Genomic DNA, 21,308 nt, shown 5'->3' with positions numbered 1-21,308 from the left:
TAAGGTACAATTTCTCTTATTTAGGGCTGATCTCATGGTTTTTGATCCTACATCACTTCGTCCCCTTTTCCCTATCTTGTCGCAACCCGCCTACGATCACCCATTAGTTTATCTAGATAATGCCGCCACGACTCAAAAGCCACTGTGGGTGCTGGACGCGATTCAAGACTATTATCGAAGCTTCAATGCCAATGTTCATCGAGGCGCACACTTTCTAAGTGATCGCGCCACCAACCGTTTTGAGCAGGCCAGAGAAACCGTCGCGCGTTTTATTAACGCGCCATTACAGAGCCACGTGATTTGGACAAAAGGCGCCACCGAAGCCATCAACACCGTGGCTTATGGTCTTGAGCACTTGCTCGAAAAAGGCGATGAAATCCTCATCACCAGTTTAGAGCACCACGCCAATCTAGTGCCTTGGCAACAACTGGCGTTTCGTACCGGCGCACGTTTACGCGTATTACCACTCACATCAAAAGGCGAATGGGAGGAAGAATATGCGCGTTATTTTACCGATCGCACACGTATCTTCGCTGCCACACAAATCTCTAACGCCATAGGTACAAGTACCCCGTTACAAGTCATGTTAGACCTCGCTAAACAGCAAGGCGCTTTTACGCTGGTAGACGGTGCCCAAGCGGTGGCCCATTACCCTGTTGATGTACAAGCATTAGACTGTGATTTCTATGTGTTTTCCGGTCATAAAATGTATGGTCCAACGGGGATCGGGGTCTTGTATGGCAAAAATCATGCATTAGAAGTCTTGATGCCGTATCAAACGGGCGGTGAAATGGTGCGCCATGTTTCTCATCAAGCCACCGAATTTAATGTGCTACCTTATCGACTCGAAGCAGGCACACCGCATATCGAAGGCGTTATCGGCTTGGCCGCAGCGTGTGATTTTCTCTGTACACAGGATCGCTTGGCTTTGTTGGCGTGGGAACAATCTCTCGCCAGACACGTTTACACAAGACTGCATAAGGCAGGTGGTATAGAGCTTTATTCGCCTGAGAAGAACACCACCTTGGTTTCACTAAGTGTACCCAATATCCATATCTTGGATTTGAACGCTTACCTAGATAGCCAAGGTGTCGCTGTCCGAGCAGGCAGTCACTGTGCCCATCCGTTAATGGCACAACTTGGCGTAGCCGGAACTTTACGTGCCTCCTTCGCTTGTTACAACACCATGGAAGAAGCCAATCGCTTCTGTGATGTTCTATTAGAAGCCATAGATCTATTAAACGAGGAGTAACAAGCAATGACTGACCCTTTAGGACAACAAAGGCCAATAGACATAAAAGCCCAACTACAAGCTTGCCGTAGCAAAGAAGACACGTTCAAAACCTTGGTGATGTTGAGCAAAACACAACCAAGACTGACAGCTGAAGAAAAGACCGAAGACAATAAAATAAAAGGCTGTGAAAGCGCGGTTTGGCTCATCATTGAAGAAAAAGATGGTCTACGCCATTTCAAAGCTGACAGCGACGCCAAACTTATGCGCGGCGTACTCGTCGCCATACTGAGCTTAGTAAAAGGAAAATCTCTCGCAGATATTCAACAAATGGATCTAAAAGCCGAACTGGCCGAACTCAACTTATCAAGCTACCTAACCAGCTCTAGAACCAATGGCGTATTAGCGATTTTGGACAAAATAACATCACACTAAAACTCTTCATTATCATCTTGCTTTAGGTTATTGATCTTAGTTTTACCCAAGATTTTCAACAACAGGTTACGACAAGATCTTAATATTGGGTATAAAATAGCTGCTACCCTTTTGGAGCTAAACAGCCAATAATTCAAACGGTTAAATACGCCAGATCGGCCGTTCAGCAAGGCTAAAAGATGAATAGCGTCCGCACCGTAGTATAGTTGCCCATCCATTTTCAACACCATACCTTGATCAAGGTCCAAACCCTTGGCGCTGATTTCTTGCAACACGGCTGGATTTTCTCTCGCATCAATAAGTACTAATTGCCCGACACTTTGACGTATGCGAACAATTTGACAATAAAAATGACAAGCAGGACATTCCTTGTCATAGATGAGCAGAATTTGTTTGTCTGTCATGCGTTAATTCGCTTTCTGAGCCAGTTTTTCCAATACTCTCGACACCGCCACAAACGCAAAAGAAGCCGTTACGGCGGTGCTAGCACCAAAGCCAGTGTCGCAGTTCATTTTGGTTTCTGTATCGCCTTTTAAACGCTGATGAGAAACCGTGCCGTCTCCTTGCGGGTAGCGCAATTGCTCGGTGGAATACACACATTCGATGTCAAATCGACGTTTCGGGTTGCGTGTAAAATTGTAGTAACGTCGTAGAAAGTTACGAAGTTTCGCTGCTAACGGGTCTCTTTCTGTTTTCGCAAGATCGCCAATTAGAATTTTCGTCGGATCAATTTGACCACCGGCGCCGCCAACCGTAATCACTTTGCGTTTATTACTTTTACTCCACGCCATTAGAGCGGCTTTAGGTTTAATACTATCTATACAATCTATAATATAATCAAACGGCTTGGAGAGAAGCTCAGGAATGTTATCTGGGGTAATGAAATCTTCGATGCAAGTTACTTGGCAATTTGGATTAATCAACTTGATACGTTCCGCCATAACATCGACCTTCGATTGACCAATGTTGCCATCTAAAGCATGTATTTGACGGTTGGTATTGGTGATGCAAACATCGTCCATATCAATAAGGGTAATGTGTCCAATACCTGAGCGAGCCAAGGCCTCAGCCGCCCAAGAGCCAACGCCGCCAATGCCGATGACACAAACCTGTGCTTGAGTAAAAAACTCATACGCAGCATCGCCATATAGACGGCGAATACCACCAAATCGTTGATCATCTGTCACTTCTTTTCTCCTCACAGGACGATCACCCTGCGCTTTTTGATGTCAATACGTGTATTCTTTGACTCAGTTAAGTACTAAAAATACCTATTATATTAAGACGAAAAATAATGAGCCCTAGCATTCAACAAGCCTTTGAACAACTTGGTTTGACACCAAGAGAAACTCAGCTTTACCAGACTCTATTAAAACTCGGTCCCTCGTCAATTCGAGATATTGCTGAACACAGTGGCATCAATCGAGGAACCACTTATGAGTCGCTTAAACAATTACAAAGTAAGGGTGTTGTGAGTTATTTTCCAAAAGGCAAACGCCGTTTTTTTACCGCTGAAAACCCGGATATTCTGTTAAATTTAGCGGAAGAAAAACGCAGCCGCCTTGATAAAACCATTGAGTCCTTAAAAAATACCATCATTCCGAGCCTACATCAGCAGCAGCCTGACTATCACCACACTAACGTGCGTTATTATGAAGGTGACGATGGGATAGAATGGGTACTGCGCGACATTTTAAACGTGGTGTCTGAACAAGACCATAAAGAATATTGTGTGTTTTCTTCTAAACCTATTCGACCCTTCTTATACCGCCCGTTTCCCAACTACACGAAACAACGCGTTAAGTTGGGCATTAATGTAAAAGTAATTGCTTTGGGTGACGGTGGCGAAGAAGCGGAATTATCAGAACGTAAGTGGATTAAGACGGAAGGTTCAGTCGATGCCAGCTATATCGCTATCTATCCCCCCAAATGTGCCATTATTTCTCTAGCAAGTAACAACTTTCCCTCTGCCGTGGTATTGGAATCCAAAGACATCGCCAAAGCACAGCAGATCATCTTCGATACTTTGTGGAAGATGCTCTAAAAAAACAACATTGCACTCAAATCACAGGCAATAAAAAAAGCAGCTCGAAAGCTGCTTTTTCTGACTTCAAACTCAACATTACCGCTTATTTGTGCTCGCGGAACTGCTGAATCGTACGCAAACGCGCAACAGCTTCTGCTAATTCCGCAGTTGCACGAGAATAGTCGACATCAGCTTGCTGATTAGCTATAAGCTCTTTCGCATGCTCTTTCGCTTTCACTGCAGCCTCTTCGTCCAGATCTCTTGCACGAGTGGCTGTGTTAGCCAAGACGGTGACACGGTGCGGTTGAACTTCTAAGAAGCCACCGGACACGAAGATTACCTCTTCGTCACCATTTTCTTTAACCACACGAACAGGACCCGCTTCTAACGTCGTCAATAATGCAGCGTGACCAGGCATAATACCTAAGTCACCATTATATCCTGAAGCCACAAGAAATTGGACCGAGCCGGAAAAAATCTCTTGTTCAGCGCTTACGATATCGCAGTGTACTGTGATAGCCATAAGTTGCCTCTCTTAGTCATACTTAGCAAAAACGTCTAATGACGCTTTTGCTACGCGTGATGGTTAAAGTTTCTTAGCTTTCTCGACGGCTTCGTCGATACTACCAATCATGTAGAACGCTTGCTCTGGAAGATCATCAAACTCACCATCCAAGATGCCTTTAAAGCCACGAATAGTGTCTTTCAAAGAAACATATTTACCTGGAGAGCCAGTGAATACTTCTGCTACGAAGAAAGGCTGAGACAAGAAACGCTGAATTTTACGAGAACGGTTAACCGTTTGCTTATCTTCTTCAGATAACTCGTCCATACCCAAGATTGCGATGATGTCTTTCAATTCTTTATAACGCTGCAATACCATTTGAACGCCACGTGCTACGTCATAATGCTCTTGACCGATAACGAGTGGGTCAAGCTGACGTGAAGTAGAGTCAAGAGGATCGATCGCTGGGTAGATACCCAAAGATGCGATGTCACGAGACAATACAACGGTTGCGTCCAAGTGAGAGAACGTTGTTGCTGGAGACGGGTCAGTCAAGTCATCCGCAGGTACGTATACCGCCTGAACAGACGTGATAGAGCCAGTCTTAGTAGAGGTGATACGTTCTTGAAGAACACCCATCTCTTCAGCTAGTGTAGGCTGGTAACCTACCGCAGATGGCATACGACCTAGCAATGCAGACACTTCTGTACCCGCAAGCGTGTAACGGTAGATGTTATCTACGAAGAAAAGTACGTCACGACCTTCGTCGCGGAACTTCTCAGCCATTGTCAAACCAGTCAAAGCAACACGTAGACGGTTACCTGGTGGCTCGTTCATTTGACCGTATACAAGAGATACTTTGTCGATTACGTTCGAATCAGTCATCTCATGGTAGAAGTCGTTACCTTCACGAGTACGCTCACCAACACCAGCGAATACAGAGTAACCGCTGTGCTCGATGGCGATGTTACGGATAAGTTCCATCATGTTTACGGTTTTACCTACACCGGCACCACCAAACAGACCAACTTTACCACCTTTCGCGAAAGGACAAACAAGGTCGATAACCTTGATACCTGTCTCTAGCAATTCGTTGCTAGAAGACTGCTCTGCGTAAGATGGAGCAGAACGGTGAATAGACCAACGCTCTTCTTCGCCAATAGGGCCTTTTTCATCGATTGGGTTACCTAGAACGTCCATAATACGTCCTAGTGTTTGAGTACCAACTGGTACAGAAACTGGCTTGTTTGTGTTTTCAACAACCAAACCACGTTTAATACCGTCAGTAGAACCCATGGCGATGGTACGAACAATACCGTCGCCTAGTTGTTGTTGAACTTCCAACACCAACGCTTTACCCTCAATGGTCAGGGCATCATATACTTTTGGCACGCTATCACGTGGAAATTCCACGTCCATAACAGCACCGATAACCTGTACGATGTGTCCGCTACTCATGTTCGGATCCTCTTAAATACCTAAATACCTTAAACCGCTGCCGCGCCACTGACTATCTCAGAAATTTCCTGAGTAATCGCTGCTTGACGAGCCTTGTTGTACACCAACTGCAATTCATCAATGATATCGCCGGCGTTGTCTGTTGCGTTTTTCATCGCAAGCATACGAGCTGCTTGTTCACACGCAATGTTCTCAACAACTGACTGATATACTTGAGATTCAATATAGCGAACCAATAATTCGTCCAAAATTTCGACGGCTCCTGGTTCATAAATGTAATCCCAGTGGTGCTGTAACTCTGTATTCTCTTCCGCTTTTAATGGCAAAAGTTGTTCAATCGTCGGGGTTTGAGTCATGGTATTCACGAACTCATTTGAAACCACATAAAGACGATCGATACGACCTTCATCAAATGCGTCTAGCATCACCTTTACGCTGCCGACTAAATTGTCAGCTTTAGGTGCATCACCTAAACCGGTGAAGGCTGCTGTTACATTTCCACCGTAGTTACGAAAGAAAGAAACCGCTTTACCGCCAATCGCACAAATGTCGATTTCAACATTCGAATCAGCAAACTGTTTCATATCTTTAATGGCTTTTTTGAACACGTTAACGTTCAAACCACCACATAACCCACGATCAGAAGAGATTACGATATAACCAACACGCTTCGCCTCACGTTCGGTAAGGTAACGGTGTTTATACTCAGGATTCGCATTGGCCAAATGACCAACTACTTGGCGAATTCGTTCCGCATACGGACGAGAAGCGGCCATACGATCCTGAGCTTTACGCGTTTTACTTGCCGCTACTTTTTCCATAGCACGAGTAATTTTACGCGTATTGTTAATGCTCGAAATCTGAGTGCGTATCTCTTTTCCGACTGCCATAATAGAACTGCCCTTGTGAGAATGTTATTTCACAAACTGCAAGAAAGTGGTGACAGGCTTTAATCGCTTGTCACCAAACTCATTACCAAGTTTGCGTCGCTTTAAACTTCTCGATTGCCGCTTTAAATGTCGCTTCAATCTCGCCGTTAAAATTACCAGTTTTGTTAATGTCAGCCATAAGATCAGTGTGCTCACTGTTCATGTAGCCCAACAAAGCCGTTTCAAAACTACCAATTTTGCTTGTTTCAACATCTTCAAGGAAGCCATCATTAGCAGCGTAAAGAACTACGCCCATATCAGCTACAGACATAGGAGAGAACTGCTTTTGTTTCATCAGTTCAGTAACCTGTTTACCGTGCTCTAGCTGCTTACGAGTCGCTTCGTCTAAGTCAGATGCGAACTGAGCGAAAGCCGCCAATTCACGATACTGAGCCAATGCAAGACGAATACCACCGCCAAGTTTCTTGACGATTTTAGTTTGTGCTGCACCACCTACACGAGATACCGAAATACCGGCATTCATCGCTGGACGAATACCGGCGTTAAATGAGCTCGTTTCCAAGAATATCTGACCATCTGTGATGGAGATAACGTTGGTTGGTACGAATGCAGATACGTCACCACCTTGAGTCTCGATGATTGGCAATGCGGTCAAAGAACCCGTTTTGCCTTTCACTTCACCATTGGTGAATTTCTCTACGTAATCAACGTTTACACGAGATGCACGCTCAAGAAGACGAGAGTGAAGATAGAACACGTCACCTGGGTAGGCTTCACGACCTGGCGGACGACGAAGAAGCAAGGAAATCTGACGGTAAGCCCAAGCTTGCTTGGTCAAATCATCATAAATAATCAACGCGTCTTCACCACGGTCACGGAAATATTCACCCATTGTACAACCAGTGTATGGCGCTATGTAAAGCATTGCTGCTGGATCAGATGCGCCAGCGGCTACTACTGTGGTGTATTCCATTGCGCCAGCTTCTTCAAGCTTACGCACAACGTTAGCAATAGTAGATTGTTTCTGACCGATCGCTACGTACACACACTTAATGCCAGAATCTTTCTGAGCAATAATGGTGTCGATTGCTAGAGCGGTCTTACCAATCTGACGGTCACCGATGATCAACTCACGTTGACCACGACCAATTGGCACCATGGCGTCAATGGCTTTGTAACCGGTTTGAATCGGTTGATCAACTGACTGACGTTCGATTACGCCTGGCGCCACTTTTTCAACTTTATCCGTTAGTTTTGCATCGATAGCGCCTTTGCCGTCGATTGGGTTACCCAATGCGTCAACAACACGACCAAGCAATTCAGGACCAATTGGAACTTCCAATATACGACCTGTACATTTCACTTTTTGACCTTCTACAAGGTCTTGGTATTTACCAAGTACTACTGCACCGACAGAGTCACGCTCTAGGTTCAAAGCAATACCATAAACACCACCAGGGAATTCAATCATTTCCCCGTACATAACGTCTGCCAAGCCGTGGATCAGAACGATACCGTCTGCCACGCTGACAATTGTGCCCTCATTTTGGGCATCAGAAGACACATCGAGGTTCTCGATGCGCTTCTTGATAATCTCGCTGATCTCAGATGGATTCAGTTGCTGCATGCTAAATTCCTCAACCCTGGTTTCGATTTAACGAAACACTAGGAGTTTATCGCCCCGGCCAGTTTCGCTAATTTACCGCGTACTGAACCGTCGATGATTAAGTCACCTGTACGGATAACCACGCCACCAATTAGGCTCGCGTCTGTTTCATTAGTTAAGTTGACTGTACGATCCAACTTTTTACTCAATGAATCGGCTAATGCTTGTGTTTGTTCCGCTGATAATTCGAATGCCGATGTAAACTTAACGTTTACAGCTTTCTCGTAGTTCAACTTGAACTGTAAAAACAACTCAGAAATAGCAGGAAGAAGCGATAAACGCTTGTTCACTGCAAGGGCTAACAAAAATGCTTTGCCTTGCTTAGTTGTTACTTCTGCACAAACATCAGCCAGAGCGTTTGCCTTCTCTTCCGCACTAAAAGCTGGATTACCAAGTGCTTTTTTGAGCTTAGGTTCCAATGTCACAGCGGCTAACGTATTTAACGTTTCAGCCCACTCAGAAATGTGGCCTTGTTCTCTAGCAACTTCGAAAACCGCTTTAGCGTACGGTCGCGCGACTGTTTTTAATTCAGCCATTAGACCCTCGCTTAAAGCTCTTTGGCGAGCTGTTCAACGATCTCGCTATGTGCTTTTTCGTCAATAGTGGCGCCCAAAATTTTCTCGGCTCCAGCAAAAGCCAAAACAGAAACTTGAGCACGTAATGCTTCTTTAGCACGCATGACGTCTTGTTCTATTTCAGTTTGTGCTGCTTCGCGCAGACGCTTGCCATCGGCAATCACCTGCTCTTTCGCCTCATCAATCATTTGGTTCGCACGTTTGTTGGCTTGTTCAATAATCTCGGCCGCGTTGTCTTTGCTTTCACGTAAAATTTGAGCGGCTTGTTCTTGTGCCAACTCAAGGTCACGTGAAGCGCGGTTCGCTGCTTCTAAACCGTCTGCAATTTTCTTGCTGCGCTCTTCGAGCGCAGCAATTACTGGTGGCCACACAAATTTCATGCAGAACCAGACAAAAATCGCAAACGAAATAGCTTGGCCTATAAGTGTGAGATTCAAGTTCACGCTAATATCCTCGCTCTAGTCGTTCAAAAAATAAATCACTTACAATAAAGCGACGTATTAGCCAGCAACCTGAGCAATGAATGGGTTAGCGAAAGTGAAGAACAACGCAATACCAACACCAATCATAGATACAGCATCCAAAAGACCTGCAACGATGAACATTTTGGTTTGTAGCATTGGTGCAAGCTCTGGTTGACGAGCACTCGCTTCAAGAAATTTACCACCCAAGATAGCAAAGCCAATCGCTGTACCCAATGCAGCTAAACCAATAAGGATTGCTACAGAGATAACAGTTAAACCAACTACAGTTTCCATTTTAACTCCTAGATTTTACAGTTTTAGATTCGAGGTTTATAAATTATTACTTTAATTACAATATTTTAGTGTTTCTCGTGAGCCATACTCAAGTACACAATCGTCAACATCATAAAGATGAAGGCTTGTAATGTGATAACTAGAATATGGAAAATCGCCCATGGCACAGACAACATCCACTGAACACCCCATGGTAAAATAGCAATTAGAATGAATATCAATTCACCCGCATACAAGTTACCGAACAAACGCAGCGCTAAAGAAACCGGCTTCGCCAACAAACCTACCATTTCCAACACAAAGTTGAATGGAATCATAATAGGCGTATTAAATGGCTGTAAAGTTAGTTCCTTCACAAAACCACCAAATCCCTTCATGCTAATGCTGTAGAAAATAATCAAAAAGAAGACAGACAAAGACAAACCTAAAGTAGCGTTAATGTCTGTTGTCGGAACGATTTTGAAATATTCTAAGCCAAAAATATCGCTGGCAATCCTTGGGACGAAGTCAACAGGGACCAAATCCATAAGGTTCATCAAAAATATCCACACAAAAATAGTCAGAGCCAAAGGCGCAATGACTTTACTTTTGCCGTGAAAACTCTCTTTGACAGAGTTATCAACGAACTCAACCATAAGCTCTACAAAATTCTGTAGACCTCTTGGCGTCTCCACTGATGCTTTTTTTGCCGCCATACGGAACAATGCTAAGAACAAAATACCCAAACCAATGGAGAATCCCATTGTATCAAGGTGTATCGCCCAAAAGCCCATATCCGAAGCTTGCTTAGATGTCTCCGCAATACCCCAGCTACCGTCAGGGTGTTGACCAAAGGTCAGATTCTGAAGGTGATGCTTTATGTATTCCGAAGCTGTTGGATTTTCACTTGCCATATTTATATCCACGCTCTTTCAATGATAAAAACTGTGCACCAATTAACCATTATTGTTTAATGATAACTGGGCTGAGCCAGTGGCTCAAAATTGCTAGAACAAAACCTGCAAAAAAACTTCCTACAGCCAAAGGTTTCACAAACATAAAAACCAAAGACAAGAGTAAAACAGTAAACACCAACTTTCCTGCTTCACCTCTGTAGAAAGATTTAACAACCTCTCTCGCAGGCATGACTTTTTTATAGCCAAATATTCGCCAAGCCATATATACATTGGGCAAAATACTCGCCAAAGCACCCAAAATAAAAGAGTACCCGCTCTGACAGCCAGCAATGTAGAAAATTCCCAAAGACACAAAAATAATTAATAAAAATTGCAGCATAACGAAACGATAGACCGCTTTTCTTCTCGCGGTGACTATTTCACTCGCGCTTAACGGCTTCGTTACTTTCATTACTAACTCTCTTTATTCACACAACAAAGTGCAATCAATGTGACGTTTTACAAAATTCGACGCATTATATGGGTATTAACAGCCGTGTTCAACTTAATCTCATGACCAGAATGTGAATGATGGCTATATGCCATCAACATTTTCATATCTGACTTTGTGACGTCATTCCTTAGTCGTGAAAAAATCCGCTATTAATAATTCTAAATGTTCAGGATTACGGTATTCAATCACCAGCTTACCTTTGCCTTTAGTAGAGGGCTGAATCTTAACCGCAGCGTTGATTTTTTGACTAATACGCTCCGCCTCGACACTCAAATCAGGTAAAATCGGCTTATTATTCGGATTAGAATCCACATGCTGAAGATTTTTTACCAGTTTTTCGGTTTCTCTTACCGATAAGGATTTGGTAACAACCTGAGAAGCGGCCTGAATTTGCTTGTCATGTTCTAGTGGCAGCAAGGCTCTGGCGTGACCCATTTCAATATCACCGTGCTCAAGCAAGCGTCGTACCTCGGGGGTTAAACCCAGTAAACGCAGTAAATTCGCAACGGCTGAACGAGATTTGCCTACCGTGTCGGCGACCTCTTGCTGTGTAAGATGAAAATCTTCCACCAAGCGTTGCAAGGCGAGTGCTTCTTCAACTGGGTTCAAGTCTTCACGCTGAATATTTTCGATCAACGCCAACACGACGGCGTCTGCGTCTTCAACATGACGCACTATTACCGGCACTTGGGTTAAGTTGGCCAGTTTAGCCGCACGCCAACGACGTTCGCCCGCAATGATCTCATACTGATTATGGCCATTAGGTCGCACCACAATAGGCTGCATAATGCCTTGAGTACGAATAGAGGCCGCTAGATCTTCTAGCTGTGCTGAGTTCATGTCACGACGAGGTTGAAATTTGCCTTTAGAAAGCCAATCAACAGGTAAATAGGTTAAGCCTTTTATTTGTTCATTATCAGACCCGCTTTCAACCTCATGTGTTGGGGTTGATTGTGGCGCTAATAATGCGTCTAAACCGCGGCCCAGACCTCTTTTTTTCATCGTCATGTCATTAAACCCTAATTAATAATAAAGCCGACAGAGTGTCTTCTTGTTGCTGCTGCAATATTCTTCTATAAAGCAGACTTACGAATAAATTCACCAGCCAATGCAAGATACGCGATGGCACCGCGAGACTGCTTTTCATAATGTAATACTGGCAAACCATAACTTGGTGATTCAGCTAATCGGATATTGCGAGGGATCACAGTATCAAACACCTTGTCACCAAAGTGTTTATGCAGCTGATTTGATACATCGTGCGTTAAACTCGGTCGCGGATCGTACATAGTTCGCAAGATCCCTTCTACTTCTAGTGAAGGGTTCAACGCCTGAGTAATGCGTTCAATAGTCTGTAGTAGTGCCGTAAGTCCTTCTAAAGCGTAGTATTCACACTGAACCGGAATAAGCACACCTTGTGATGCCGCCAACGCATTTACCGTTAGCATATTTAGTGCCGGTGGGCAGTCAAGCAGGACAAAATCGAAGTCCGTATCCACATCATACAATCCAGCACGCAAGCGAGTTTCCTTACTTGGTAATCCCAACAGAGCCACTTCGGCCCCAGTTAAATCCCCATTGGCCGGCAGCACCCAATAGTCACCTGGCATGCTTTTTTTCATCACTTCTTTGACGCCATGGGTTCCCACAAGCACGTCGTAAACACTGGTGTCTAATTCGTCTTTGGTAAAACCACTGCCTGTGGTTGCATTCCCTTGAGGATCAAGATCGATCAATAACACTCGGCGTTTCATGGCCGCTAAAGACGCCGCTAGATTGACGCAGGTGGTCGTTTTACCCACACCACCTTTTTGATTGGTCACTGCAATAATTCTTGCCATGGTCTATCCTTTACGCGCCATCACTACCATGTGACGCTCAGCCTGAATATTGGGCACAACGAGAGGATCCACGGAGATAATATTTATGGTGTCCGGCAGTGCGGCCAATTCATCACTAGGATAAACCCCCTTCATTGCCAAAAAATTACCCGTTTCTTTCGGAAGCGGTAAAGTCCAATTAATCATGTCTTGTATAGACGCAAAAGCACGTGAAATAACATGGTCGTATGTTCCCTGATGAGGGTGTTTTTCTACCCTTTCATTAGCCACTGTGACGTTACGAATACCCAGCTCCATTTTAACTTGTGTCAGAAAGCGCGTTTTTTTACCGTTGCTGTCTAGCAAAGTAAATTGCTTCTCAGGGAAACATATGGCCAAGACCATACCGGGCAAACCTGGGCCCGTTCCAACATCAATAATACGTTCCCCAGTAATAAATGGCCGCGTCGCTAAGCTATCTAACAGATGCAAAGAAACCATTTGTTCAATGTCACGAATGGCGGTCAAATTGTAGGCTTTGTTCCATTTTTCCAGCATGGTTAGATAGTTCACCAGCGTTTGAATGGTTTGATCAGTTAATGGGGCGCCCATTTGTTGGGCGCCTTTTTGAATGGTGTCAAAATGTGTCACAGTCGATCCATTTCTCTAAATTATTAGCCATTGAGGATTATCGGCTGATGATTCTAGGCACTTTTGCGTGCAATGGCACGTTTTTTCAAATGAATCAGAAGTAAAGACACGGCGGCTGGAGTGACCCCTTGAATTCGAGAAGCGGCGGCAAGCGTGGCTGGACGCAACTGCGTCAACTTCTGTTTGATTTCATTTGACAAACCTTCCATCTTTGAATAATCCAAATCATCGGGTAACGCCGTATTTTCCTGACGACGTAGACGTTCAATATCTTCGGCTTGACGAGAAATATAACCCGCGTATTTTACAGCAATTTGTACCTGTTCAGATACTTGCTCATCAACGGGCTCATCAAGAGCATTTTTTAAACTTGCCACATCGGCGTAAACGACATTCGGACGTTTAAGCAAATCTAACAAGCTGTACTCATGAGTGATCGGCGTTTCTAATTTGGGATTAATGACGTCGGCCTCAGGCGAATTTGGCACAATCCAGCTAGACTTAAGGCGCTGCGTTTCCAATTCGATAGCGTCACGTTTTTTGCAAAAAGCCGCCCATCGTTCGTCAGAAACCAAACCCAGTTCACGCCCTTTTTCTGTTAAACGCATATCCGCGTTGTCTTCGCGCAAAATTAGACGATATTCTGCTCGGCTAGTGAACATGCGATAAGGCTCTTTGGTTCCCATGGAAATCAAATCATCCACCAACACGCCTAAGTAAGCTTCGTCACGACGTGGTGTCCAAGCATCTTTCTCCTGTGCTAGTAATGCTGCGTTTAAACCAGCAAGCAATCCTTGCGCACCCGCTTCTTCGTATCCAGTGGTGCCATTGATTTGTCCAGCAAAGAACAAACCTGGCATATGCTTGGTTTCTAACGAATATTTTAAATCTTGAGGGTTAAAATAATCGTATTCTATTGCGTAGCCGGGACGAGTAATGTGTGCGTTCTGCATACCTTTCATCGAGCGAACCAGTTCAATTTGCACATCAAATGGCAATGAAGTGGAAATCCCGTTTGGGTACAACTCGTGCGTGGTTAACCCTTCTGGTTCGATAAATATTTGGTGAGAGATTTTATCCGCAAATCGAACGATTTTATCTTCAATAGAAGGACAGTAACGCGGTCCTATACCTTCTATTACCCCTGTATACATGGGAGATCTATCCATACCTGCACGAATAATGTCGTGAGTAACTTCATTGGTATGGGTAATGAAACACTCAATTTGTCGTGGGTGCATTTGACGATTGCCCATATAGGACATAATTGGTGTAATGTCATCACCAGGTTGTGCTTGCATCTGACTAAAATCAACAGAACGTGCATCTATACGTGGCGGAGTACCCGTTTTCAAGCGATCAACTCGGAACGGTAATGCCCGCAACTTTTGAGCTAAACCGATGGATGGAGGATCACCAGCGCGGCCACCAGAGTAATTTTCTAAACCTACATGGATGATGCCGCCTAAAAAGGTACCTGCCGTCAACACTACCGTTTTGCTGTTAAAGCGAATACCTGTTTGTGTAACAACACCTCGAGCTGCGCCATTTTCTACGATGAGATCTTCAACCGACTGTTGAAACAGCCACAGGTTTTCTTGGTTCTCCAGTTTTTCGCGCACGGCGGCTTTATAAAGTATGCGATCGGCTTGAGCACGAGTGGCTCTTACTGCGGGTCCTTTACGAGAATTGAGAGTTCGGAATTGAATGCCAGCCTTGTCTGTTGCCAACCCCATGATTCCATCTAACGCATCAATCTCTTTAACAAGATGTGATTTCCCAATACCACCAATGGCTGGGTTACAGGACATTTGTCCTAATGTTTCAATGTTGTGTGACAACAAAAGGGTTTTTACACCCATGCGAGCAGCGGCTAAAGCGGCTTCTGTACCAGCATGACCACCACCAACCACAATCACATCAAAGCGACTTGGGAAATCCACATAAACCTCTGACTAAGCTAAATATAAGTTGAATAACTGTGAGTAAATGAATAAAAAACGAACAGATTCGATAAGGTGGCCTAGTATATCGGCTAATTTTGAAAAAGAAAGACGCCTCACCTCGAATACCCGGTCATCAATATTAATAACTTAGTATATTATATATTTCTTTTTATGTTTGTTATGTTTATGTAGTAACAAAAAATCTGTGCATAACATTAAAAACCCCATACTTTGTAATTAGTTATGTTGATAACATCTTGTTAAGAGGTGGGGTAACTACCTGTGGTGTGGATAACTTATTCCTGTGCATAAAGTGCCTAGTTATACAGAGTGAATTTTTTTGTGTTGAGTTGTTAAAAACTGTGCAAAACTTCTTATCGATATATCACCATACTTATCAACAAGCTTTAAAAAAACTATTTTTTCTATTATATCCTTGAAAAATATAGTTTTTAGTTGATTAAAACGTCTTTTTCCACGTCTCGATCTTAAAAAACAATCCACAGGCAAAAAAGATAAAAAAAGTGAAAACTTCACATTTCCGCTCAATAAAGAATGTGCATAATATGGCATGTTAGTGGCTTGACAAAAACGCCTTACTACTTGTGCACAAGGTTGAGTGCGTTAAAAAGCCGCTAAGATTGTGTGTAACTTGATGAAAAACGCGCTTTTTATCGCAAAAGAGCTTCTACAAGACGAAAAAAAACGCCAACGACACTGAATGTGTCGCTGGCGTTTGAAGAATACTTTGTGTTGCTGAAGCGCTTATTTCAGATTCTTTAGACTCTGCATGTCAATAATAAAGCGGTATTTTACATTGCCTTGTTTCAAACGTTGGTAAGCTTGGTTAATGTCTTGAATTGAGATCATCTCAGCATCACACTCAATGTCGTGTTGCGCACAAAAATCCAACATTTCCTGAGTTTCGGCAATGCCACCAATCAGCGAGCCTGTCAGTACACGACGTTTTATAACAAGGTTAGCTGAGTGAACGGGCGGATTCATTGGCTCAATTAATCCCACTAAGATATGTGTGCCATCCACTTTCAGACAGTTTAAATAAGGATTTAAATCATGTTGGACAGGAATGGTGTCGAGTAAATAGTCGAATTGAAATGCTGCAGCTTGCATTTGTGCCTCGTCTGTCGAGACAATAACGTGATCCGCTCCTTGTTTCTTCGCTTCTGCGACTTTGCTTTCTGAACGAGTGAAAATGGTCACTTCGGCTCCCAGCGCTTTCGCAAATTTCACGCCCATGTGGCCAAGCCCCCCCATCCCAAGAATGCCCACTTTATCACCGGCTTTGACACCATGATGGCGAAGCGGAGAATACGTGGTGATGCCAGCACACAATAAAGGCGCGGCTTTACTGATATTTAATACACTGGGAATAGTCAGAACAAATTTTTCACGGACCACAATGTGATCCGAGTAACCACCATAGGTTAATGTTCCATCAATCAGATCGTGAGCACCGTAAGTGCCTACTGGGCCATCTTGACAGTATTGCTCTAAATCAGCAGCACAGTGGGAACAATGCTGGCACGAATCGACCATACAACCCACACCGACAATGTCGCCTACTTTATATTGGCTAACCTTGTTACCAACAGCCATCACACGACCAATAATTTCATGGCCAGGAACCACAGGGTATTCACTGGGTCCCCAATCACTTTCGGCTATGTGAATATCTGAGTGACAAACACCACAATAGAGAATGTCGATATTGACATCATCTTCGCGCAGCGCACGACGCTCAAAAGAAAAAGGGACTAAAGGGGTGGTTGCAGAAAGGGCGGCATAGGATTTTGCTTGACTCATAAATATTTACTCCAGTGTTTGAACATGAAATAGGTCCTAACCAGTGTAGAGTAAATACGTTAGCTTTGTGTTGTGCATTCTTGGGATTGTTTTGCCTATTTCTCTAAGTGGCGAAAACTTAACTTTTCCTACACAATCTGATTTAAATAATAAATTCATGAATATTGGCTGATGAGTACCTCAAAGATGACGGGAAATAGTTTAATAGATTTGATCAAACCTCTGGTCAGCGAAGATGGTTTCTCTGATACCTTAATTCCTCATGTTCGTCTCATGAGGTGTGCAAAATCTTTACCTCGTATGCCGCTTATTTACCGCCCTGGTCTCACAATTATTGTTCAGGGTCGAAAAATTGGTTATTTGGGTGATCGTGAGATTCACTACAACTCGGGTCACTATTTGGTTCAAACCTTGCCCTTGCCTTTCGAATGCGAAACCTTTGCCAGCCAACAAGAACCGCTTTTTGGAGTCTCTATTGACGTCGACCCTGTTTTATTGTCCGAGTTAGTCACTGTGTCTTCTGAAGATAACCTGCAGCCATCTGTTACTCATTTTCCCATGTCATCCGTCCCAATGAGTGATGACATGATCGAATCTGTGTCTCGTCTTATAAAGGCGTTGCATGATCCATACACCGCCAAAGTCATGGGGGAAAGCCGAGTGAGAGAGGTGATTTTTGAAGCGTTACAAAGCCCACAAGGTGCTGCACTACGGGCCTTAGTGGTAAATCAAGGGCGTTTTTCACTCATAGTAAATGCCCTGAAACAATTGCATCTTCAACTGGATCAAGACGTTCGAGTAGAACAACTTGCTGGAGACGCCAACATGAGCGTTTCGAGTTTCCATCACCATTTTAAAGCCATCGCAGGTTCTTCCCCTTTGCAGTACTTGAAGCGACTGCGCCTTTTGAAAGCGCAAATGCTGTTAAACCAAGGACAACTCAATGTTAGTCAGATTGCTTTAGAAGTTGGTTATAAAAGTGTGCATCAATTTAGCCGTGACTATAAACGCTACTTCGGCGCACCTCCGACAAAAGACAAGCTAAGAGAAGACGCAGTAATATAATTTTTTCTTTATTAAATTAATTTTATTGAATTAAATAGACGATTGGTCTAAATTAATACTTATGTTTTTTATTGCCTAGGTATACACACTTGCTCTCTATCCTTGATGAATCAGATACCATCATTAATCTGCCTAATAAACCCCGTCGTGGTCGTCCTAAAAAACAACCAAGCGATTCTTTGGATACCAAAGAGGCTTTGCTGCGTGCCGGTATGCTGATGTTGACGGAGTCTGGATTTATTCGCAGTGGTATCGACCCTATTCTAAAGTCTGTCGGTGTACCAAAAGGGTCTTTCTATCATTATTTTTCTAGTAAAGAATCGTTCGGTTTGGCCGTCTTAGCGCGTTATCGCCGTTATTTTGAAGCTAAGTTAGATGGTTTCTTACTGGATGAGGCTTTTTCTCCCCTAGAGCGATTACAGCGTTTTGCCCAAGACGCCCAGGATGGCATTGTCCGCCATGAATTTAGGCGCGGCTGTTTAGTTGGCAACTTGGAGCAAGAATCCAGTCTTTTGTCAGAAGCATTTCGAGAGCAGTTACAAGCGACCTATCGAAGCTGGCAGTCACGCGTTGCGACCTGTTTATCAGAAAGCCAAAAACAAGGCGAAATCGATCTACAAGACAGTATTGAAGAAACTTCTCAAGCATTTTGGATTGGGTGGGAAGGCGCGGTTCATCGTTCAAGATTAGTAAAAAGTACTCAGCCATTACGCTTATTTATAAATTTTTTCATTCAAGCGATTCAAAATACAACCCATTAACAATACACCAGGCAGCAAGCCTGAGTTTTTAGCTATTTAACTAGACGAACGGTCTAAAGTGGAGGATTTATGTTTAAAGGTTTATTGATTACCCAAGAAGACAAGAAAAGCGTGGCATCCCTTGTTGAGCTAAAAGAAAACCAACTGCCTGAAGGCGATGTTTTACTGGATGTACATTACACCAGTATCAACTTTAAAGACGGTTTGGCTATTACTGGGAAATCCCCCGTGGTGCGCTCTTTTCCTATGGTGCCGGGTATCGACTTAGTGGGGAAAGTCACCCAATGTGACTCAGGTGCTTTTGCGCAAGGTGACTGGGTACTGTTGAACGGTTTTGGTGTCGGTGAGACCCATTGGGGTGGAATGGCGGAGAAGGCGCGCCTCAAAAGCGATTGGCTAATACCGCTTCCGACGGGAATAGATCCTAAACAGGCTATGATAATAGGTACAGCGGGATACACTGCGATGTTGTCTGTGTTGGCACTGGAAAAGCAAGGCGTGACACCGGATTCCGGAGAGATTTTAGTAACGGGCGGTAACGGTGGCGTGGGCAGCTTTGCTATTCGTTTGCTTAATCGTCTGGGTTATCAGGTAGTGGCTTCCACAGGTCGTATGGAAGAAAGCGAGTATTTGAAAAGCCTTGGCGCTAATGAAATCATTGATCGCAACACGCTTTCTGAACCGGGTAAGCCTTTGCAAAAAGAACGTTGGGCCGGCGTTGTTGACTGTGTCGGTAGCCACACTTTAGCCAATGCCTGTGCGAGTACAAAATACGGCGGTGTGGTAACCGCTTGCGGCCTAGCGCAAGGCATGGACTTCTCGGCTTCTGTTGCGCCGTTCATTTTACGAGGCGTCAAACTGATTGGTATCGACAGCGTCATGCGCCCAAAAGCGGACCGAATAGAAGCGTGGCAGCGTCTTAGTGAGCTGCTGCAACCCGAAGACTTCGTTGCCATAGGAGAAGAGATTGGCTTAGAAGACGTGGTAGAAACGGCCCACAAATTGCTTGATGGACAAGTACGAGGTCGAATTCTAGTGAAAATACATCATTAACGGAGTCCATATGAAGATTGTGATTGCCCCTGATTCTTTTAAAGAAAGCCTAACCGCTCTTGAAGTGGCGAATGCCATTGAGGTCGGCTTTCGTCAGGTATTTCCTTTAGCTCAATACATCAAAGTACCGATGGCGGATGGCGGTGAAGGGACGGTGCAATCCATGGTGGACGCGACTCAGGGGCATGTCATTGATCTTGACGTGATGGGGCCATTGGGCAATAAAGTGAAGGCACAATACGGCATTTTAGGCCCGGTAGAGGGGAATACATCCACCACTGCCGTGATTGAAATGGCGTCCGCGTCAGGGTTGCATCTCGTACTCAGAGACCAACGAAACCCTCTAAAGACCACCAGCTATGGCACGGGGGAATTAATCAAAGACGCCCTTGAACGAGGCATTAAGCACATCATTTTAGGCTTGGGGGGGAGTGCCACCAACGATGGGGGGGTGGGTTTGGCCCAAGCGTTGGGCATTCAATTCCGAGACAAAGCCAATCAAGAACTGCCCTTTGGTGGCATGGCGCTCGCTCAGTTAAGTGATATTGATGCGAGCCAAGTGCACCCTCTTCTTGCTGAATGTCAGATTGAGGTCGCCTGTGACGTGGATAATCCCTTGTGCGGTGAGCGAGGCGCCTCTGCGATTTTTGGTCCACAAAAAGGCGCGACGCCAGAAGATATTGTCTTGCTGGACAAGGCGCTGAGCCATTTTGCTGATGTGATAGTGCAAAGTGGCTATCAGGAGAGTCGATTTATGGCAGGTGCGGGGGCCGCAGGCGGCATGGGGTTGGGTGTTAAGGTGTTTTTGAACGCAGAATTAAAGCCCGGCGTTGACATTGTAATGGGGACGGTTGGATTAGTGGATAAATTACAAGGCGCCGATTTGGTGATCACCGGTGAAGGCTGTATTGATGGGCAAACCGTGTATGGAAAAACCCCAATGGGTGTGTTGAAACAAGCCAATGTCTTGGGAATTCCTACTATTGGTATTGCTGGCAGTTTGGGCAAAGACGCTGAAGCGATTTTGGCTGAAGGGATGCGCGCCATTTTCCCAATTATTCCTGCCCTTGATCGTCTTGATAATCTGTTTGCCCAAGCCGAATACAACCTTATTTCAACCAGTCGCAATATCGCTGCCGTTATGATGTTAGGCCAAGCGTCTTGTTTTTAGTTAATTGCTTTTAAGGTGCTTAAAAAAGCCTACGCACAGAAATATTTTCAAGAAAAAACGCTACCCTTATGCTAATTTGAATGA

Annotated in this window: 23 protein-coding genes; 7 read left to right on the top strand and 16 right to left on the bottom strand. The window is 44.3% G+C overall.

What is annotated here, in order from left to right; translation table 11 throughout:
- Positions 1-34 precede the first annotated feature (34 nt).
- Both EBI00_RS07425 and EBI00_RS07420 read left to right on the top strand, forming a co-directional pair.
- Entirely contained in the window at positions 35-1,252 is a 1,218-nt protein-coding gene (locus EBI00_RS07425; RefSeq protein ID WP_123095276.1) for an aminotransferase class V-fold PLP-dependent enzyme, read from the top strand.
- Positions 1,253-1,258: 6 nt separating this feature from the next.
- Entirely contained in the window at positions 1,259-1,666 is a 408-nt protein-coding gene (locus tag EBI00_RS07420; RefSeq protein ID WP_123095275.1) for a SufE family protein, read from the top strand.
- On the opposite strand, the gene EBI00_RS07415 is transcribed toward EBI00_RS07420, so the two are convergent.
- Both EBI00_RS07415 and tcdA read right to left on the bottom strand, forming a co-directional pair.
- Positions 1,663-2,070, bottom strand: a complete 408-nt coding sequence (locus tag EBI00_RS07415; RefSeq protein WP_123095274.1) for a DCC1-like thiol-disulfide oxidoreductase family protein — start codon at positions 2,068-2,070, stop codon at positions 1,663-1,665. The two genes, EBI00_RS07420 and EBI00_RS07415, sit on opposite strands and share 4 nt — an antisense overlap.
- Before the next feature lie 3 nt (positions 2,071-2,073).
- Complete coding sequence (gene tcdA / locus EBI00_RS07410; RefSeq protein ID WP_123095273.1) at positions 2,074-2,853, bottom strand: tRNA cyclic N6-threonylcarbamoyladenosine(37) synthase TcdA; 780 nt, start codon at positions 2,851-2,853, stop codon at positions 2,074-2,076.
- A gap of 107 nt (positions 2,854-2,960) precedes the next feature.
- Between tcdA and EBI00_RS07405 the strand changes: the two genes are divergently transcribed.
- Positions 2,961-3,710, top strand: a complete 750-nt coding sequence (locus EBI00_RS07405) for a TrmB family transcriptional regulator (protein WP_123095272.1) — start codon at positions 2,961-2,963, stop codon at positions 3,708-3,710.
- A gap of 85 nt (positions 3,711-3,795) precedes the next feature.
- Here EBI00_RS07405 and EBI00_RS07400 read toward each other — a convergent pair whose 3' ends face one another.
- From EBI00_RS07400 to EBI00_RS07335, 14 genes are all read right to left on the bottom strand, one after another.
- On the bottom strand, positions 3,796-4,215 hold the full coding sequence (locus EBI00_RS07400; RefSeq protein ID WP_114410473.1) for a F0F1 ATP synthase subunit epsilon: 420 nt from the start codon (positions 4,213-4,215) through the stop codon (positions 3,796-3,798).
- A gap of 63 nt (positions 4,216-4,278) precedes the next feature.
- Complete coding sequence (gene atpD / locus EBI00_RS07395) at positions 4,279-5,655, bottom strand: F0F1 ATP synthase subunit beta (RefSeq protein WP_123095271.1); 1,377 nt, start codon at positions 5,653-5,655, stop codon at positions 4,279-4,281.
- A gap of 29 nt (positions 5,656-5,684) precedes the next feature.
- Complete coding sequence (gene atpG / locus EBI00_RS07390; protein WP_123095270.1) at positions 5,685-6,545, bottom strand: F0F1 ATP synthase subunit gamma; 861 nt, start codon at positions 6,543-6,545, stop codon at positions 5,685-5,687.
- An 82-nt stretch (positions 6,546-6,627) separates the two neighbouring features.
- Complete coding sequence (gene atpA / locus EBI00_RS07385; protein WP_123095269.1) at positions 6,628-8,172, bottom strand: F0F1 ATP synthase subunit alpha; 1,545 nt, start codon at positions 8,170-8,172, stop codon at positions 6,628-6,630.
- A 38-nt stretch (positions 8,173-8,210) separates the two neighbouring features.
- Complete coding sequence (locus EBI00_RS07380) at positions 8,211-8,747, bottom strand: F0F1 ATP synthase subunit delta (RefSeq protein WP_123095268.1); 537 nt, start codon at positions 8,745-8,747, stop codon at positions 8,211-8,213.
- 11 nt (positions 8,748-8,758) lie between these two features.
- Positions 8,759-9,229, bottom strand: coding sequence for a F0F1 ATP synthase subunit B (locus tag EBI00_RS07375; RefSeq protein ID WP_123095267.1), 471 nt, complete (start codon positions 9,227-9,229; stop codon positions 8,759-8,761).
- A gap of 57 nt (positions 9,230-9,286) precedes the next feature.
- On the bottom strand, positions 9,287-9,544 hold the full coding sequence (gene atpE / locus EBI00_RS07370; RefSeq protein ID WP_087610906.1) for a F0F1 ATP synthase subunit C: 258 nt from the start codon (positions 9,542-9,544) through the stop codon (positions 9,287-9,289).
- A 65-nt stretch (positions 9,545-9,609) separates the two neighbouring features.
- Entirely contained in the window at positions 9,610-10,437 is an 828-nt protein-coding gene (atpB, locus tag EBI00_RS07365) for a F0F1 ATP synthase subunit A (RefSeq protein WP_123095266.1), read from the bottom strand.
- Positions 10,438-10,486: 49 nt separating this feature from the next.
- Positions 10,487-10,891: an ATP synthase subunit I gene (locus EBI00_RS07360; RefSeq protein WP_123095265.1), complete on the bottom strand. Its 405-nt coding sequence runs from the start codon at positions 10,889-10,891 to the stop codon at positions 10,487-10,489.
- A gap of 162 nt (positions 10,892-11,053) precedes the next feature.
- Positions 11,054-11,941: a ParB/RepB/Spo0J family partition protein gene (locus EBI00_RS07355; protein WP_123095264.1), complete on the bottom strand. Its 888-nt coding sequence runs from the start codon at positions 11,939-11,941 to the stop codon at positions 11,054-11,056.
- A gap of 65 nt (positions 11,942-12,006) precedes the next feature.
- Complete coding sequence (locus tag EBI00_RS07350; protein WP_123095263.1) at positions 12,007-12,774, bottom strand: ParA family protein; 768 nt, start codon at positions 12,772-12,774, stop codon at positions 12,007-12,009.
- 3 nt (positions 12,775-12,777) lie between these two features.
- A complete protein-coding gene (gene rsmG / locus EBI00_RS07345) occupies positions 12,778-13,404 on the bottom strand; it encodes a 16S rRNA (guanine(527)-N(7))-methyltransferase RsmG (RefSeq protein WP_123095262.1) in 627 nt (208 codons plus the stop codon).
- A gap of 53 nt (positions 13,405-13,457) precedes the next feature.
- Positions 13,458-15,347 carry a tRNA uridine-5-carboxymethylaminomethyl(34) synthesis enzyme MnmG gene (gene mnmG, locus EBI00_RS07340; RefSeq protein ID WP_123095261.1) on the bottom strand — a complete coding sequence of 630 codons (1,890 nt, stop codon included), beginning with the start codon at positions 15,345-15,347 and terminating at the stop codon, positions 13,458-13,460.
- A 768-nt stretch (positions 15,348-16,115) separates the two neighbouring features.
- A complete protein-coding gene (locus EBI00_RS07335; RefSeq protein ID WP_123095260.1) occupies positions 16,116-17,174 on the bottom strand; it encodes an NAD(P)-dependent alcohol dehydrogenase in 1,059 nt (352 codons plus the stop codon).
- 186 nt (positions 17,175-17,360) lie between these two features.
- On the opposite strand from EBI00_RS07335, the gene EBI00_RS07330 reads away from it, so the two are divergent.
- The 4 genes from EBI00_RS07330 (at position 17,361) to EBI00_RS07315 (ending at position 21,224) form a co-directional block, all read left to right on the top strand.
- Positions 17,361-18,239 (top strand): AraC family transcriptional regulator, encoded by an 879-nt coding sequence (locus tag EBI00_RS07330; protein WP_241556978.1) that lies wholly within the window; start codon positions 17,361-17,363, stop codon positions 18,237-18,239.
- A gap of 89 nt (positions 18,240-18,328) precedes the next feature.
- Positions 18,329-19,000 carry an acrylate utilization transcriptional regulator AcuR gene (gene acuR, locus EBI00_RS07325; protein WP_241556977.1) on the top strand — a complete coding sequence of 224 codons (672 nt, stop codon included), beginning with the start codon at positions 18,329-18,331 and terminating at the stop codon, positions 18,998-19,000.
- 69 nt (positions 19,001-19,069) lie between these two features.
- On the top strand, positions 19,070-20,053 hold the full coding sequence (gene acuI / locus EBI00_RS07320) for an acrylyl-CoA reductase (NADPH) (protein WP_123095258.1): 984 nt from the start codon (positions 19,070-19,072) through the stop codon (positions 20,051-20,053).
- 10 nt (positions 20,054-20,063) lie between these two features.
- Complete coding sequence (locus EBI00_RS07315) at positions 20,064-21,224, top strand: glycerate kinase (protein ID WP_123095257.1); 1,161 nt, start codon at positions 20,064-20,066, stop codon at positions 21,222-21,224.
- Positions 21,225-21,308 lie beyond the last annotated feature (84 nt).

Source organism: Marinomonas hwangdonensis, assembly GCF_003721245.1.
Lineage (GTDB): Bacteria > Pseudomonadota > Gammaproteobacteria > Pseudomonadales > Marinomonadaceae > Marinomonas > Marinomonas hwangdonensis.
Note: the sequence above shows the minus strand (reverse complement) of the source record. Positions and strands in the feature narration are given on the sequence as shown.